Source organism: Liquorilactobacillus sicerae, from assembly GCF_029916425.1.
Taxonomy (GTDB): domain Bacteria; phylum Bacillota; class Bacilli; order Lactobacillales; family Lactobacillaceae; genus Liquorilactobacillus; species Liquorilactobacillus sicerae.
The window spans coordinates 75,789-91,268 of sequence record NZ_JAHAVQ010000009.1 but is presented as its reverse complement, the minus strand read 5'-3'; the positions used below and the strand labels follow the sequence as shown (position 1 = coordinate 91,268).

At 37.0% G+C, this 15,480-nt stretch carries 17 protein-coding genes and 1 pseudogene; 11 read left to right on the top strand and 7 right to left on the bottom strand.

Annotated elements, in window-relative coordinates:
- The 3 genes from KH893_RS07430 to KH893_RS07420 all read left to right on the top strand — a co-directional run.
- A partial coding sequence (locus KH893_RS07430; protein WP_281165519.1) for a zinc ribbon domain-containing protein occupies positions 1–141 on the top strand: 141 nt, incomplete at its 5' end.
- A 566-nt stretch (positions 142–707) separates the two neighbouring features.
- Positions 708–1,469, top strand: coding sequence for a nicotinamide riboside transporter PnuC (pnuC, locus tag KH893_RS07425; protein ID WP_281165513.1), 762 nt, complete (start codon positions 708–710; stop codon positions 1,467–1,469).
- A gap of 18 nt (positions 1,470–1,487) precedes the next feature.
- On the top strand, positions 1,488–1,979 hold the full coding sequence (locus KH893_RS07420; protein WP_281165512.1) for a class Ib ribonucleoside-diphosphate reductase assembly flavoprotein NrdI: 492 nt from the start codon (positions 1,488–1,490) through the stop codon (positions 1,977–1,979).
- 112 nt (positions 1,980–2,091) lie between these two features.
- Here KH893_RS07420 and gnd read toward each other — a convergent pair whose 3' ends face one another.
- Both gnd and KH893_RS07410 read right to left on the bottom strand, forming a co-directional pair.
- Complete coding sequence (gnd, locus tag KH893_RS07415) at positions 2,092–2,988, bottom strand: phosphogluconate dehydrogenase (NAD(+)-dependent, decarboxylating) (protein WP_281165511.1); 897 nt, start codon at positions 2,986–2,988, stop codon at positions 2,092–2,094.
- Between the two features lie 7 nt (positions 2,989–2,995).
- On the bottom strand, positions 2,996–4,534 hold the full coding sequence (locus KH893_RS07410) for a gluconokinase (RefSeq protein WP_281165510.1): 1,539 nt from the start codon (positions 4,532–4,534) through the stop codon (positions 2,996–2,998).
- A 123-nt stretch (positions 4,535–4,657) separates the two neighbouring features.
- Here KH893_RS07410 and KH893_RS07405 point away from each other — a divergent pair, with 123 nt between their 5' ends.
- A complete protein-coding gene (locus tag KH893_RS07405) occupies positions 4,658–5,506 on the top strand; it encodes a MurR/RpiR family transcriptional regulator (protein ID WP_281165509.1) in 849 nt (282 codons plus the stop codon).
- A 107-nt stretch (positions 5,507–5,613) separates the two neighbouring features.
- Here the strand turns inward: KH893_RS07405 and budA are convergent, their stop codons facing one another.
- The 4 genes from budA to KH893_RS07385 form a co-directional block, all read right to left on the bottom strand.
- Positions 5,614–6,327, bottom strand: coding sequence for an acetolactate decarboxylase (budA, locus tag KH893_RS07400; protein ID WP_281165508.1), 714 nt, complete (start codon positions 6,325–6,327; stop codon positions 5,614–5,616).
- Positions 6,328–6,458: 131 nt separating this feature from the next.
- The gene (locus KH893_RS07395) at positions 6,459–7,031 is read right to left on the bottom strand and encodes a DNA-3-methyladenine glycosylase I (protein ID WP_281165507.1); all 573 of its coding nucleotides are present in this window, start codon (positions 7,029–7,031) and stop codon (positions 6,459–6,461) included.
- Positions 7,032–7,051: 20 nt separating this feature from the next.
- The gene (locus tag KH893_RS07390; RefSeq protein ID WP_281165506.1) at positions 7,052–7,393 is read right to left on the bottom strand and encodes an ArsR/SmtB family transcription factor; all 342 of its coding nucleotides are present in this window, start codon (positions 7,391–7,393) and stop codon (positions 7,052–7,054) included.
- A gap of 14 nt (positions 7,394–7,407) precedes the next feature.
- The gene (locus KH893_RS07385) at positions 7,408–7,971 is read right to left on the bottom strand and encodes a cadmium resistance transporter (RefSeq protein ID WP_281165505.1); all 564 of its coding nucleotides are present in this window, start codon (positions 7,969–7,971) and stop codon (positions 7,408–7,410) included.
- A gap of 207 nt (positions 7,972–8,178) precedes the next feature.
- Between KH893_RS07385 and KH893_RS07380 the strand changes: the two are divergent.
- The 7 genes and pseudogenes from KH893_RS07380 to KH893_RS07350 form a co-directional block, all read left to right on the top strand.
- A pseudogene (locus KH893_RS07380) lies at positions 8,179–8,310 on the top strand (acyltransferase family protein); the annotation flags it as partial.
- A gap of 265 nt (positions 8,311–8,575) precedes the next feature.
- The gene (gene cas1, locus KH893_RS07375) at positions 8,576–9,388 is read left to right on the top strand and encodes a type II CRISPR-associated endonuclease Cas1 (protein WP_345803728.1); all 813 of its coding nucleotides are present in this window, start codon (positions 8,576–8,578) and stop codon (positions 9,386–9,388) included.
- A 1-nt stretch (position 9,389) separates the two neighbouring features.
- Positions 9,390–9,692, top strand: coding sequence for a CRISPR-associated endonuclease Cas2 (cas2, locus tag KH893_RS07370; protein ID WP_281165504.1), 303 nt, complete (start codon positions 9,390–9,392; stop codon positions 9,690–9,692).
- Positions 9,693–10,480: 788 nt separating this feature from the next.
- Positions 10,481–11,887, top strand: coding sequence for a C69 family dipeptidase (locus KH893_RS07365; protein WP_281165503.1), 1,407 nt, complete (start codon positions 10,481–10,483; stop codon positions 11,885–11,887).
- Between the two features lie 169 nt (positions 11,888–12,056).
- Entirely contained in the window at positions 12,057–12,788 is a 732-nt protein-coding gene (locus tag KH893_RS07360) for an ABC transporter ATP-binding protein (RefSeq protein WP_281165502.1), read from the top strand.
- Entirely contained in the window at positions 12,785–13,909 is a 1,125-nt protein-coding gene (locus KH893_RS07355; protein WP_281165501.1) for an ABC transporter permease, read from the top strand. The genes KH893_RS07360 and KH893_RS07355 overlap by 4 nt, the downstream gene beginning before the upstream one ends.
- Positions 13,910–13,935: 26 nt before the next feature.
- A complete protein-coding gene (locus KH893_RS07350) occupies positions 13,936–14,559 on the top strand; it encodes a TetR/AcrR family transcriptional regulator (protein WP_281165500.1) in 624 nt (207 codons plus the stop codon).
- A gap of 202 nt (positions 14,560–14,761) precedes the next feature.
- Here the strand turns inward: KH893_RS07350 and KH893_RS07345 are convergent, their stop codons facing one another.
- On the bottom strand, positions 14,762–15,346 hold the full coding sequence (locus KH893_RS07345) for a TetR/AcrR family transcriptional regulator (RefSeq protein ID WP_281165499.1): 585 nt from the start codon (positions 15,344–15,346) through the stop codon (positions 14,762–14,764).
- Positions 15,347–15,480 lie beyond the last annotated feature (134 nt).

Sequence of the window (15,480 nt, the reverse complement as noted above, 5' to 3'; positions counted from 1 at the left end):
AGAAAAACGTCTCAAATCTGTAGTAGCTGTGGATTTGATGATGGCAAGCATACTCTAAATGTTCGACAATGGACTTGTCCTAGCTGTGGAATTCACCATGATAGAGATATAAATGCAGCTAAAAATATTCTAAGTGCTTAACTTAAGTACTAGCTGGGCTGGAACAGCCCTTAGTAAATAGCCGTAACCTCTATTTAGCACTCTTTGAGTGTTTAAACAAGTCAGCGGTGTTCCTAGAAGCTCGTTACTTTAGTAACGAGTAGTTCACATATAATTACTTTCAAGGTGATAATGAATTTGTAGTTAAAGGTAAGTTAAAGGGATGGGATCTGGCTGATCGGATTGATCAGATTAGCAATCCAACTTGTTTGATTTTTGGTGAAAATGATACGATGGATTTAGTTGAAGCTCGTCGTATGAATTTAAAAATTTCACAAAGCGAGTTTCACTTAATTTCTGGTGCGGGCCACTGTTGTATGTTGGACAACCCGGTTGAGTATTTTCAAGTATTAGGGAACTTTATTTTAGACAATTAATAAGAAGCAAAGCCTGTTGAGTTTTACAAGAGTGCTTTGCTTTTTCTATATATTGTGTATAATTAAAGCCATAAACACAATATATGTAAAAAAGCAAGCCTGTTTTTCTAGTTGGAAACCAAGTATAATTGTCCATTGAAAGAAATTTTTTATGCGGAAAGGGTCCTGAATGTGTTTTCTCGTTATGTAGATGTGTTAAGTAACTTGCCGGAATATTCGAAGAACGTTTTTCGGCGCGATTATTTTGGCTGGCTGATCCAACAATGTCGCGGCTGGGGCAAGTTCAGTTATGGTTTGCTGTTTTTTAATTTAATCTTGCAGATTATTTCCCTAGTTCAGTCATTTAGTACGGCTCCAATTCAATCAGTTGTTTCTTTTATAGGTGGTAATTTATCGGTTGCTTGCGTGATTGGAATTTCCAATCGTTCTGGAATTCAGGGTTGGGCTGGTGCTTTAAGCGCGATTTGTATTGCCTCGGTTGGGTTTGCGGCAGGCAATTATGCGACTGCTTGTGAACAAATTGGCTATTTGCTATTTTTAGATCTTTTTTGTATTTTAGATCCAAAGTGGAACAATAACATTCAGGCTGAAAAATTCAACAATGCGATTGAATGGCTGTATTACTTGTTGTTTTTTGCTGGCGCTTGGCTGGTAATTTACTATTTGTTTAGTTTAACAAATGATCCGCGCGTTTTTTTGGATAGTTTAAATTTAGCAATGGCGATTACCGGCTCCTTATTGGAACTTAACCGCAAGCGGGAACAATATTTCATTTGGACAATCAGTTCGCTGTTTACGATTGCCCTTTGGACGCAAACAATGTTGCAAGGGGACGGCAACTTTGCTTTGATTTTTAGTTATAGTGTCTTTTTTTTAAACGATATGTATGCTTTTTTCAGCACTCGTGGCTGGTTTCGGACAGCTTCCAAATAGAAAGGGCCGGTTTTATTGATGGAAAAAAATTTAACGCCAATCAAGATTTTGTTTATCAGTATTTCTGGTAATACCCGTGCATTTGCGCAAAAGTTGGTTGCGTATGCTCAAAAAGTGCGACAGGCTGATCCGACAGCTCGGCTAGTTGAAATAACGGAAATTGGCGGTGATAATCAGTTTATTGAAATGCAGCAGCCATTTACGGTGTTAGTTCCGACATATTTAGGTGGGGGCAATGGAATCAATAACGGCAATCAGGAGATTATGACTAATGAAATGCGGGAAACGTTAGCAGATAACGATAATTATCGCTGGTGCTATGGCGTGATCGGCAGCGGTAACCGTAATTTCAATGCTCAGTTTGGTTTAACAGCTAAACAGTATGCGGCCCAATTTAAAATCCCAGTGATTGATTTCTATGAGATGCGTGGGACACAAGCTGATGTTAAACGAATCTATCAAGAACTGAATGATTTTCAAATAAAATTTGAGCAGCATTTAAGCAATTAGAAGTAAACTTCCTCGACGTTAAAAAAGAATATTAAACTGGACCGCCAAATTAGATTTTTTAAGGCTAATTTGGCGGTCCAATTTTTGTAACCTAAAGTTTATTAATGGGTAATTAACTTTTTTCGACGGGATGGCCACCAAAACCATTTCGTAAGGCTGCAACTACTTTTCCGTTCAGTGTATCTTTTTCTTCTGAACGGTAACGCATCATCAAAGCATTACTGATAACTGGAGCTGGAACATGCAACTTGATGGCTTCCTCAGCAGTCCAGGCACCTTCGCCAGAAGAATGCATGGTGCCTTTGAGGTGATTTAATTTGGAATCATGGGCGAATTCCTGTTCTGCTAGTTCCATTAACCAACCGCGAATGACCGAACCATGGTCCCAGACCCGGGCGACAGCTTCATAATTATAGTCGAAAGGAGATTTTTGCAAGATTTCAAAGCCCTCGCCAATCGCCTGCATCATCCCGTATTCAATCCCATTGTGGATCATTTTCAGATAGTGGCCGGATCCAGCCAGACCAGTATACAGATAGCCTTTAGGAGCGGAAATTTTTTGAAAAAGCGGTTCAACTTGCTGAAAGATTTTAGCTTCGCCGCCGATCATGAAATTGCCATTTTTTCGTGCTCCGGCCATCCCGCCCGAAGTACCGACATCAAGGAAATGGATCTTTTTAGTTGCTAATTGAGCGGCATGCTTAATAGAATCTTGGTAGTAAGAGTTGCCACCATCGATCACAATGTCACCGGCAACTAGCAGATCCTCTAACTGTTTGAAAGTGCTGTTGGTTGGCTCGCCGGCTGGCAGCATTGACCAAATCAAGCGCGGTGGTGTTAAGCTAGCAATTAAACTTTTTAAGCTGGAAACAATCGTGATGCCCTCTGCTTTAGCAACGTTGCGAGCTGCTGGAGCAAGATCGAAGGCCGTGACTTTGATTCCTTGATCCTGCATGTTTTGAACTAAATTTTTGCCCATTTTTCCTAAGCCAATCATTCCAAGTTCCATAAAGTTATCAATCCTTTCTTGGTGTTTGATGTTTTAACTGAAACGCTGACAGTGCAGCAAAATTTTGATCTAACGCTGGCAGCAAATCAGTATAAATTGCAAATAGTTCTTGATATATTTGAACATTTTGGGGATTAGGTTGATAAGAACGGACTTTACCCTTCAATGGATTCAAATCAAGCTGAATGTTTAATGCTTGCAAGCCTAAGATGATTGCTCCCAAGCAGGAAGCTTCAATCTGACGTGGGACAACTAGCGGAAGATTAAAGATATCAGCGAGCAGCTGGCACCAAAATTCTGAACGAGCAAAACCGCCGGCGGCAATGATTCTTTGTGGCCGGCCATTTAACTGGCTGATGGTCTGTAAAACGAGTCGCAAATTGTAACCGATCCCTTCGATAACTGCTCGAGCCAAATCATTTTTTGCATGAGCTGGATTTAAACCATAAAAGCACCCCCGAGCTGCTGGATTCCAAAGCGGAGCTCGCTCACCTGTCAAATAAGGAAAAAACAGCAGCCCGTTTGATCCAGCGGGAGCAGTTTGGATAATGTTTAATAATTGTTCAATCGGATCTCGACCATCTTGTTTAGCAGCCGCTGCTTCAACTGAAAAAAATTTTTCCAGCAGCCACTGCAAAACAATTCCACCATTATTGACCGGCCCACCTAGCAGCCATTGATTTTTGGTAACTTCATAGCAGAATAAGCTTTGTTTTGGGTCAAAGACTGGGCGTTTACTGATGGTTCGAATGGCAGCTGAGGTCCCAATTGTTAGAGCTAAATCGAAACTCTGATTTGCGCCAACGCCGAGATTAGCAGCAGCACCATCAAAAGGGCCTTGAATAATTGAAATGGCCGGATTCCAATTGACTGTTTGAGTCCAGCTAGTTGGCTGGCTGTGAAAAACTAATCGACTATCAACAATTGGCGGTAGTTGTTGCTCAGTAATGCCGGCAAGTTTAAGTGCTGTTGGTTCCCAGCATTGGCGGCGAACATCAAACAGTCCAGTACAGCTTGCGGTCGAAATATCCATTTGCCAAGCAGCAAATAACTGGTAGATGACGAATTCTTTGATTCCGCAAAAATATTTGGTCTGCTGAAAGAGATGTGAATGATCCTGACGTAACCAGCAGATTTTGCTTAGCAGTGACATGGGGTGCAGTGGCGTACCAGTTCGTTGATATAAGTTTTGAACTTGCGGATCAGTTTTTAAAGCAGCGGTAACTTGAGCTGGTCGTGTCTCGGCCCAAGTCAATAAATCCGTTAGTGGTTGGAATTGATCATTGAGGGCCAACAAGCTTTGATTGGCGCTGGAAAAGCTCAAACTAATGGGTTTTAAATGCATTTCGTCAGCTTTTTGTAAGAGCTTTTGTAAGACTGTTTTGGTTGAACTTAAAATTTCTTGCGGATCTTCAGTCGCAGCTCCAGCAGCAGTTTGCCGCAAAGAACATTTTTGACTGATCTGAGCACGGCATTGTCCGGCAGCATCATATAGCAGGCCTTTAATGCTCGTAGTACCAAGATCGATTCCCATAAATGCGTCCATAATTAATCCCTGCTTTCAAAACTCAGTGAAAAAAAACGTCATTTTCTAATGATTGTGAATGACAATTATTTTCATTTATATTATAATAGCCTTAGAAACATAATGCAAAGGAAAATAAAAGATATGGAAGCTAAAATTACCCAACGGATTAAGCAAATTTATCCGCAGCTTGGCGGCAGCAGCCAAAAAATTGCTGCCTACTTATTGAAAGAAGAGTTGCCAGCATCTATTACATTAGCTGAAATTGCTCAAAGTTGCCAAGTCTCGTTAGCAACAGTTTCACGGTTTGCTCGCAGCTTAGGATTTAAAAATTTTTCACAATTGAAGTGGGCGCTGCTTCATCAGCTGACGCAAAATGAAACAGCCAATGAACAAGTAATGCCAGCTGACAGTTCATTAAAGGTGGCCGGAAAAGTTTTAGCTGCAAATGTGACCACTTTAAAAGAAACTTTTGCTTTGCTCAATGAAGCAGATTTGACTAAAGCTGTCAAATTAATTTGTTCAGCCCAAAGATTAGCTTTTTTTGGACTTGGCGGATCCAATATTGTTGCTGAAGATGCCTATCATAAGTTTTTACGTGTACCACTAACTGTTTTGTATAGTAGTGAGTATCATTTAGCTCTTTTGCAGGCTTCGCGGCTGACATCCAAGGATTGTGCCATTTTGATTTCACATACTGGCAATAACCAGGATATCCTGTTACTGGCTAAAGTTCTTCACCAAAATCAAGTACCAGCGATTGTAATCACTAGTGATCCAGAATCGCCCCTAGTCCATCTCGGAACGATTTGCTTTTACTCGATTTCAGGCAATCTTCATTTTCAGTCGCAAGCTTTTATTTCGATGACTTCGCAATTGGCTTTGACGGATTGCTTGTATTTATTAACGGCACAGTCATTTGGCACCGCCGCCGCTGCTATTTATGATCATCAGCAAGCAATTGTTGATTTGCGTCATCATTTTAAGAATTAAAAAACCAGTAGTCAGCAGGTTACTGATTACTGGTTTTTTAGTTATGGGATGAATTAACTTATAGGGTCTTTAACACTGAGATGAATTAACATTTTGCACAGCACACATTACTCAGCTTTAGAGATAACTTCTCCTAAATCACCATCTAAATCAAAATCATGTGCTATAAATTCTTGATTATCAACGGGCAGATGCTGTTCAAGTGTATCAAAGACTTGCTTGAATAATTCAGCTTGCTCGATCTGGAAATCAAGAACGTGCCCACCGATTGAAAGGTCATCAGCGATAAAATGATTGTGGTAGCCAGCAACTGCAGCTCCGTGAAATAGTTCTGGTGAATAATAGCTTAATAAGGTCCCTTTTACATCATGAGCTTCAAAGATACTTTGCTTTTTAGCTGTTTGGGCTAAAGTATCAAATGGTCGTTCAGATTTGACAACAGCCCGTGTTTTTATGTAACTGAAAGTCCCCTTAGCTAAGATTGAGAAAAAAGTATTGCTATTTGGGCGATCGTTCAAGCCAGCGGCAGCAAATTTAGCTGAGTCGGCAACTGTTAATTGACCAATCTTTTGATAATTTGCAAAATGTGAATTGGCAAACGGAAGGGTAAAATCTTCCTTAAGTAAGTTAGCATGACCAAAACTATCAAATTGATAAGGTTTGCCATCAACAATAACAACTTCCCCGTTTAAACCTTCCCCGGTCCCAATTCCAGTGTCACCATGTTCCATTAATTTTTTTAAAGTAATTGTCCCAGCTAGCAGTCCTGGGACTAGTAGCGCTAAAGTTCCATGTTGATATAAAACGTTTGTCTTTTTCATTGATTAATACTTCCTTTGTGTTTTCAAGTTGATCGTTGAGGTAGTTTTAAGTGAATTTTTGTTGCTTAATTTATTTCAATTCCTCGTTAAAAATCATAACATATTTTAGCTGTTCAATTAATTTTTCCGCTTTAAAATTTATCAAATAAATAACAGCTGATCTCATGGTCATTGACGAGTCCGGCAGCTTGCATAAAAGAGTAGATAATTACAGGGCCAACAAATTTAAAACCATCCCTTTTCATTTGTTGGCTAATTTGCTTAGCTAAAGGATCAATTGTTGGCAACTTTTGACTGTTGGTTAAATGATGCTTGATTGGCTGACCGGCAACAAAGCTCCAAAAATAGTCAGTTAACGAGTGATTTTTCTGCGCCAGAGCAACGACTGTTTGAGCATTTTGAACGATTGCCTGAAGTTTCAAGCGATTGCGGATCAGATGGGGATTTTTCATCATTTCGGGCAGTTTGGTCGAAAAATGTTGAACTTGGTAAAAATCAAAATTAACGAAGACCTGCTGGAATGTAGCTCGTTTATTGAGGACTGTTTGCCAGCTAAGGCCAGCTTGCATAATTTCTAAGGAGAGCAATTCAAATAATTTTCGATCATCATAACAAGGACGTCCCCATTCATCATCATGATACTGTTGCAGCAGAGCATCACCATTTTGTGCCCAAGAACAGCGCTTTAAATTAGTAGTTGGCATTTTTAATCTCCTGTTTACTCTTATTGCCCATGAAACTTGCCGCGGATAACATGGTCGGCATGAGCTAAACCTTCATCAATAATGTCGATGATATGAGGGTCGTCTAAATGGTAAAAATTGGCTTTGCCTTGACGTTGAGCCACGACTAGTTGATGCTGGCGCAAAATTGCTAATTGATGAGAAACCGCCGATTGTTCTAATTGCAAAGAATTTGCCAGCTGACTGACATTTAAAGATTTTTTTTCCAATAATTTGAGCATTTTTAAGCGAACGGAATTACTGAGCAATTTGAAAATCTGTTCAGCTTCTGCTAATTGATCTTGTTCTATTGCCCAAACAGCAATTGTTTTTTTGGCTGACATTTTTGACCTCCCAATTAAAGAAAAGCTAGTAAATGACTGATTAAACCACTATCCCAAAAGACGTAGCAGCCAACTACAATATAGCAGACTTTCATTAAGTTTTCCCCAAATCGTTGAATGAGTCGGGTTACAAACGAGGATTTAGCAATTAATTTAATCAAAATAACCACCAGTCCGGCCAACAGACAAATCAAAAGCAAGGCTGACATAAATTCGCTAAAAGATTTGCCAACTAAGACCGGCAAAAAAATTGCTAAGTTACAGCTGGAGCAGACTGACAGATAAGTTACTAAGGTAGTGAGGATTGGTGACTTTTGCTCATGAATTTCATTATTATCATCATCCGTTCGCAATGCTAAATAAATTGGCAAGCCTCCAAAACAGCCTAGCAGCCACAGTGGCAAGAAATTTGTTAACAGTTTGCTCAGAAAGTAGCTGAGAGATAACAAAATGAAATTTCCCAGACTATAGCCGAGTATAACTGATCCAGTTCGATATTTAGTTAATAAAAATAACAAGATCAAGAAAAAGTCTAAATTAACAGCCAGAAAAGTCAGTAATAGAATCCAGTAATTCATTGAAAAAGCATCCTTTAGTTGATTTTAGTATCATATGAATTATACATCATATGAAATCAAAATCATATGTAAAAGTAATTTTAAGAACTAATTAAAGTTCGCGGTTATTGCATCATGACGCTGGATTGATCATGTTATAATTGGTGCGCTATTAACAGAAAGGTGTAAGCAAGCAGTGAAAAAGTTCTCGGGATAAAAGGTGAAAAGATGATTTCAACCAAAAAAAGGTATATTCCTGGATTTGATGGTTTAAGAGCAATTGCGGTGCTGGCAGTTATCCTATATCATTTCAATCCAACGGTCTTTAAAGGAGGGTTTTTGGGTGTCCCAATTTTTCTGCAGTCCTAACTCGTTTAGGATAAAAAAAGATCCCCAATAAAAGGGGACGGGAACGCATACCTTTTCGCTATTTTAAATTAAATATTTAGATAAAATAGGCCTCTGGAAAAGGAGGATGAAAACTTTTATTTTTAGAATAACTTGATTATAAAATTTGTGAGGTGATTTTTTTGAAAAATGTGATTTATGTTAAGAATCGATATTTTGTCTCTACCAAAGAAAATAGTTTCAGATTCTATGATTTAGTCAAAAAGGAAGAAAATATATCCCGTTTGATGATGTTAGCATTTTAATTTTTGAACATCCCAATAGTTTCTTTTCAAAAAAATTGATTGATACTTGTGTTAAAGAAAATATTTTGCTGTTATTTTGTGATGAAAAGCATTCTCCATTAGCACTGTTTTCAAATATCTACGGTCAAAATCAGCGAATGAAAAAGTTAAAATCTCAGTTAGCTGTTTCAAGCAAGGCCAAGAAAAGAATTTGGCGCAAGATTGTTATCGGTAAAATAAACAATCAAGCTGACTGTTTGATTCAAGTGGCCAAAAAAGTTGATGAAAGCAAGCTACTTCAACTGATCGGTAAGCAAGTTGAAGATGGTGATGTTACCAATCGGGAAGCTTATGCTGCTCGCCGATATTTTCTCTTTCTTTTTGGAGCCGATTTCAAGAGGGAACGTTACAGTGATTTTGTCAACTCATGTTTAAATTATGGTTATGCGCTGTTAAGAGCAGTCATTAGAAGAGAGCTGGTCATTCATGGCTTGGAGCCAAGTTGGGGGATTCATCATGAATCGACCGAAAATCCCTTTAATTTATCAGATGATTTGATTGAACCTTTTCGTCCCTTTGTTGATCTGCTGGTGTATGAGAATTTTCAAGGCAAAAAAGCTGATGTTTTAGATGACGAAGGGAAAAAATTATTATTTCAGATTTTTTTTACTCGTTGTGTGATCGATGAAAAAGTTTATTCAGTTACTGATGCTGTTTCTGTTATGGTCAATTCATATTTGGCCTGTCTTGAAAAGGATAGTGCCAGTCCTTTGAAAATTCCTGTTTTTGTAGCGGGAGGGATTTGAAATGGTCCTTTTAGTCTGTTTTGATTTACCGCGCTATACCAAAGATCAGCGTCGCCAAGCTACCAAATATCGTAAAAGATTAGTCGAACTAGGCTTTTTTATGAAGCAGTACAGTTTGTATGAAAGACAGATCCGCCGCATGGATACGAAAAATAAATTGATCAGTATTTTGCAAAGTGAACTTCCTCAGGCTGGTCAAATTACTTTGTATTTATTACCTGATGAGATCAATGACCAGCAAATCACAATTTTAGGTGATGAACCGCAAAAATTGATCCATCAACCGCAGCTGCTTATTTTTTAAAAATATTTTTCAAAACAAATTGATCTGCTTGGATGATTAGCAAAATTAACATGATTATTGAGTTTACGGATACCTTTGGGGGCGTTTTGGCTGGACTATTTGTCCACTCGCATTTTGCGCTGGTGTACGTGATCGATATTTTTTAGGGGCCTCCGTCAAATCGTATTGGTGGAGCCATGAAGTTCTCTGAATAGGGAACTTCTTTAGTTTACAATTAAAAGAATTCTGGCATAAAAATGGTCCATTGAGTGTCGGCAAACGGAGCTTTGTCAAAGTAGTACCATTTTTAATCAGTGATGCGAAACCATAGTGAAGTCAACGAAAAAGCTGGTAGCTAAGGCGAGCATGAATCGCCTTGAAATGATAAACAACGCCGGAGCTAACAGTTTTAAGGCCTTCAACTTTCAAGAATTTGATATTTGAGTCTTTTATTTCGAATAAGCACGCGATAGAATATGGTTTTTCCTTCTTTCGATGGGGTTTAGACACTTAAATCGTATCACAAGATGCCATGTCCTTTAATGTATAAAATAAAAAACTGATACTGGATTTTATGTCTCACCAATATCAGAAAGTATAAACCCTTTATTTGGGAGATGAAATTGTAGCTTCATTTTTTAGTATCAGGATTAATTTGAAAACTCACAAGGCTTATGCTGGAAATACTGTCATTTTTTACTATAATATTTTTAAAACATTATTAGCTTACTTATTTCCCGTTTTTTTATACATTAATTATTAAGTAGCGTATAATGAATTTATTATTATATTTAAGGAGTGTTAAACAAGTGGAGAAAAGAATCAAGGGTTCATGTACCACAATTTTAGTTGGTAAGAAAGCCTCAATCGATGGATCAACGATTATTTCTAGAAATGATGATGGGCATGAAGCACTCGACCCAGAGCGCTTTGTTGTGGTTAACCCAGCTGAGCAACCGCGACACTATCAATCGGTCATTAGTAAGGTCAAAATTGATTTACCTGATGATCCATTGCGTTATACCTCGATTCCTAACTCAATTCTGACTAATGGAATTTGGCCGGCAGCCGGGATCAATAGTGAAAATGTGGCCATGTCAGCTACGGAAACAATTACAACTAATTCACGGGTTTTAGGTGCTGATCCTTATGCAATGGGAGGGATTGGCGAAGAAGATTTAGTTACCTTGGTCTTGCCTTATATTCATAGTGCTAAAGAAGGCGTGCTGCGTTTAGGTCAACTTTTGGAGCAGTACGGGACCTACGAGCCAAATGGGATTGCTTTTTCCGACAAAGATGAAATTTGGTGGCTGGAAACAATTGGCGGTCATCATTGGGCAGCCAAACTGATCCCAGACGATGCCTATGTTATTGCACCAAATCGAATGAACATTGATATTTTTGATTTTGCAGCTGCAGATACTCTTTGCTCAGCAGATTTAGAGCAAATGATTGCCAAATATCAGCTGAATCCAGATTTTGACCAAGTTAATTTGCGGCATATTTTTGGCAGCTCAACGATCAAAGACACAGTTTACAATAACCCACGGGCTTGGTTTGGTCAGAAGTACTTTAATCCTGAAAGTGAACAGAATCCGCAAGACCAAGACTTGCCGTTTATCTGTCATGCCAACCGGAAAATTTCAATTGAAGATGTCAAATTTGTTTTAAGTTCGCATTATGAAAATACTAAGTATGACGTTTATGGCACTGGAACAGAGGCTGAAAAGAAACTGTTCCGACCAATTGGCATTAATCGGAATCATGATGTTCATATTTTGCAAATTAGAAATAATGTTCCATCAGAAATTGCGGGGATTCATTGGCTGGCTTTCGGCGCCAATACTTTCAATACTGTCGTACCATTTTACGCTAACGTTTTTGATACACCGGCCAGTTATAAAGATGCCGATGGAACCTTTAATTTGAATCAGATGTATTGGTTGAGCTGTACGACAGCTTTATTGGGTGATACCGACTATGATTTTTATGTCGATATGCGTAACAGTTATACTTTAGAAGCGATGAGTGCTTATCGAAGGATTCAAAATCAAACTGATGCTGGTTTAAAATCTGCTGCGAATGTTCAAGCTTATCTGGCAACTGCCAATAATCAGTTAGCAGCTGAGGCAATGAAACGTCAGACGGAGTTGCTAGGGAAAATGGTGATTAGCGGTTCAGAACAAATGAAATTGCGTTACAATTTAAATGATTAACTAAAGGGTAAACTTCTAGACTTAATTTTAGATTGAGTCTAGAAGTTTTTGCTTTTTTAAATTTGTTAATGCTTATAAAGATATTTTTTGTTTGCTCTTGACAAGTGAATAGTCACTTACTATACTTTTGGTGAGTAAACAATTACTCACCGAGAAAGAAGGCCTTAATATGGAATGTGTAGTTGATTTAAAACAACTAAAAAAAGAGTTTGATAAGCGAGTTGTCTTGCAAGAAATTAATTTAACCTTAAATAAAGGAGAAATTCTTGGACTCATTGGGCCATCTGGAGCAGGAAAATCGACAATTATTAAAACAATGCTTGGGATGGAAAAAGCTGATGGTGGGAATGCATTAGTTTTGGCGACTAAAATGCCGAATCGCAAAATTCTAAGTCAAATTGGATACATGGCACAATCAGATGCGCTATATGAAGTTTTATCCGCGCGTTCAAATTTAGAATTTTTTGGGAAAATGAAGGGAATTTCTAAGAAAAATTTGGATGAGGAAATAACTCATGTTGCTCAAATTGTTGAGTTAACTGATAGTTTAGATCGTCGAGTTTCAGGATATTCTGGAGGAATGAAGCGAAGATTATCGTTGGCAATTGCAATGTTAGGAAATCCAAAACTCTTAATTCTTGATGAACCAACTGTTGGGATTGATCCGGCTCTTAGAAAAAAAATCTGGAAGGAATTAAAAGTATTAAAAAATGCTGGGAAAAGCATTTTGATAACAACTCATGTTATGTCAGAAGCAGAATTAACAGATCGGGTTGCCTTATTACTGCATGGCAACATCATTGCGGATGATCGCCCTAAAAATTTGGAAAATCAGTATAAGGTTGATTCAATCGAAGCTGTTTTTTTAAAAGCAGAGGCTAGAGAGGAGCAAATAAAATGAGGGTACTGGCAATTGTGAAAAGGATTTTAGCGGAATTGATACGGGATAAACGTTCGCTGGCTTTAATGTTTCTAGCTCCAATTTTGGTTATGTGGTTGATGAATATTATGTTCTCAGCTAGTTCCAATACGAAAGTCAGCATTGCAACTGTTGATGTTCCTCAAGCAGTTTGCAAGAATCTTAATAAAACTAGTGGAATTACTGTTAACAAGTATTCAAATTCGAACACGGCTAAAAAGAAAGTCCAAGCAAATAAGGCTGATGCAATGATTATTTATCAGAAAAAAGCAAGTACTTATCAAGTCACTTATGCTAATACTGATGCTTCAAAAACAACCTTAGCGAAACAGGCTTTAAAGATTGCCTTAACAAAACAAAAAATGACGTTCCTAGCTAAGACAATTCAAAAATTACAAATACTAAATAGTAAGTTTAATCTAACAGCAGCAAAGGTATCTTCAACATCAACTACCAAACAAACCAAAATTAGTAACCATTATAATTATGGAAATAGTGACACAAATTTTTTTAATAAAATAGTTCCAATTTTAATGGGCTTTTTTGTGTTTTTCTTCGTCTTTTTGATTTCTGGGATGGCTTTGTTAAGAGAGAGAACCAGTGGAACATTAGACAGATTATTAGCAACACCGGTTAAGAGAAGTGAAATTGTTTTTGGTTATTTAATAAGTTATGGAATGGTTTCAATTGTTCAGACAACAATTATTGTGTTGGCAACAGTTTGGCTCTTGAAAATTGAAGTTGTTGGCAGTTTGCTGAATATTATTTTGATCTGTGTTTTATTAGCAATGGTTGCCTTAGCTTTTGGAATTTTAATGTCAACTCTAGCAGATTCAGAATTTCAGATGATGCAGTTTATTCCGCTAGTTGTTGTTCCACAAATTTTCTTTTCCGGAATTATTCCACTTGATTCAATGGCAGACTGGGTTCAATATATTGGTAAAATACTTCCCTTGACATATACGGGAAATGCTTTAACTAAAATAATAATGTATGGTGATGGTCTTAATAGATTAATGGGTGATATCGCGGCACTTATAATCTTTTTGGTGGTTTTAGTTTGGCTCAATGTAATTGGATTAAAACGCTATCGGAAAGTATAATAACATTTTAGAGGTGAATTCATTAGATGAATGATAGTTTATCAATATATAAACGACAAATAATGAAAGAAGAAATGCCGCCAGGAAAAAAGAAAGTTCTTAAGGCTGCACTGGAGCTGTTTGCTAGAAATGGTCTTCATGGGACGACAACGGCCCAAATAGCTGAAAATGCTGGTGTGAGCGAAGGCACTATCTATAAATATTTCAGTTCCAAAGAAGATTTGTTGGCAAAGTTATTGGTGCCAATTTTGACAGAAATTCGTGACAAATTTTTTTCACAATTTAAAAATTTTGATTCCTTAGAAGAATTAATTTATTTTGGAATCAACGATCGTCTTGATTTTGTAGAGGCTAACTTAGATTTTATTAAAATTGTCTTTCGGGAGATACTCGATGGTCACGATTTAAGGCCATACTACAAAGGCGTTCTTATTGGTAAAAAAAGTGTTACTGAAAATTTAAATAATTTAAAGAAAAGATTTCCAGAAATAAGATCAGATTTGACTTCATTTCAAATTATGAGAATTTTTATAGGACCATTACTGGTCTTTATCGTTCAAGAAAAAATGCTACTCATTCCAGCAACAAATAAAGAAAGTGATCTTAAATTAATTGAAAGACAGATTATGGCTGGGTTAACTGGCAAATAATAAGATTTAACTCAATTATGATATTTGTTAATCAGTGCTAGGTATAAATAAAAAAGCTCAAAACAAAAGCAAACCAAACCAACCTGCAAAGATCTAACTTTTGTGGGTTAGTTTAGTTTGCTTTTTGAATATTGTTTAAATAATTGCATAATTAATTGTCAACAAATAATGAAAAGAGACTTAAATGAGCTTTTTAAAATTCTTATTTTTTTAGTTGATTACCTTTCAAACCAAATAATAACAACTGTCCTAAACCTGGCAAAAATTGTTTTATTTCAGCATTAGAAATTTGGTCTAGATATTCCCATAATGCTGTAAAAAGTTGGAAAATAACTTTATCTGAAACAGATGTTTGAATGAATCCAGAATTACGTCCAGCTTTAATGATAAGCTTCCAGACTATTAGAAGTTGTTGATTAAAGTATTCTTTGATTTCAGGAAATTGTTTTAAAGTTTTTTTCAATTCTGAATGAAGCTCAGGTGATAAATTTTGATAAGTTGTTAAACGTTCTAAACGAGTCAAAAAATCAACATCTTCGTCGGTTAGAATTTTCTTGAATACTGATAATTGTTGATCAATAAGATTTTTTGCTACTAACTTAAATAAAGATTGTTTGTCATTAAAGTATTTATACATTGTAACGTATGAAATTCCAGATAAACGACTAATATCATGGACACTGGTGTTCTTAAATCCATGTTTAATGATTAATTTGCAAGCAGCATCTATAATTTTTTGACGGTTAAGAGCTTTTCGATCTTCGCGTTTTATTTTGATTACCTCCATTCCTTATTACTCAATTTTAGCACTCATTCTTAAAAAGTTAAATATCCTATTTAACTTTTTAATTTTTGTTGACTTTTTTTGGAAGAGGTTGTAGACTTTTGACACATAGTTAAATATTGTTAGGATATATTTAA

Coding starts and splice junctions, on each gene's coding strand:
- KH893_RS07420 (WP_281165512.1), top strand. CDS start 1,488: ATGGAAAAAAATTTAACGCCAATCAAGATTTTGTTTATCAGTATTTCT.
- gnd (WP_281165511.1), bottom strand. CDS start 2,988: ATGGAACTTGGAATGATTGGCTTAGGAAAAATGGGCAAAAATTTAGTT.
- KH893_RS07410 (WP_281165510.1), bottom strand. CDS start 4,534: ATGGACGCATTTATGGGAATCGATCTTGGTACTACGAGCATTAAAGGC.
- KH893_RS07405 (WP_281165509.1), top strand. CDS start 4,658: ATGGAAGCTAAAATTACCCAACGGATTAAGCAAATTTATCCGCAGCTT.
- budA (WP_281165508.1), bottom strand. CDS start 6,327: ATGAAAAAGACAAACGTTTTATATCAACATGGAACTTTAGCGCTACTA.
- KH893_RS07395 (WP_281165507.1), bottom strand. CDS start 7,031: ATGCCAACTACTAATTTAAAGCGCTGTTCTTGGGCACAAAATGGTGAT.
- KH893_RS07390 (WP_281165506.1), bottom strand. CDS start 7,393: ATGTCAGCCAAAAAAACAATTGCTGTTTGGGCAATAGAACAAGATCAA.
- KH893_RS07385 (WP_281165505.1), bottom strand. CDS start 7,971: ATGAATTACTGGATTCTATTACTGACTTTTCTGGCTGTTAATTTAGAC.
- cas2 (WP_281165504.1), top strand. CDS start 9,390: ATGGTCCTTTTAGTCTGTTTTGATTTACCGCGCTATACCAAAGATCAG.
- KH893_RS07360 (WP_281165502.1), top strand. CDS start 12,057: ATGGAATGTGTAGTTGATTTAAAACAACTAAAAAAAGAGTTTGATAAG.
- KH893_RS07355 (WP_281165501.1), top strand. CDS start 12,785: ATGAGGGTACTGGCAATTGTGAAAAGGATTTTAGCGGAATTGATACGG.
- KH893_RS07350 (WP_281165500.1), top strand. CDS start 13,936: ATGAATGATAGTTTATCAATATATAAACGACAAATAATGAAAGAAGAA.
- KH893_RS07345 (WP_281165499.1), bottom strand. CDS start 15,346: ATGGAGGTAATCAAAATAAAACGCGAAGATCGAAAAGCTCTTAACCGT.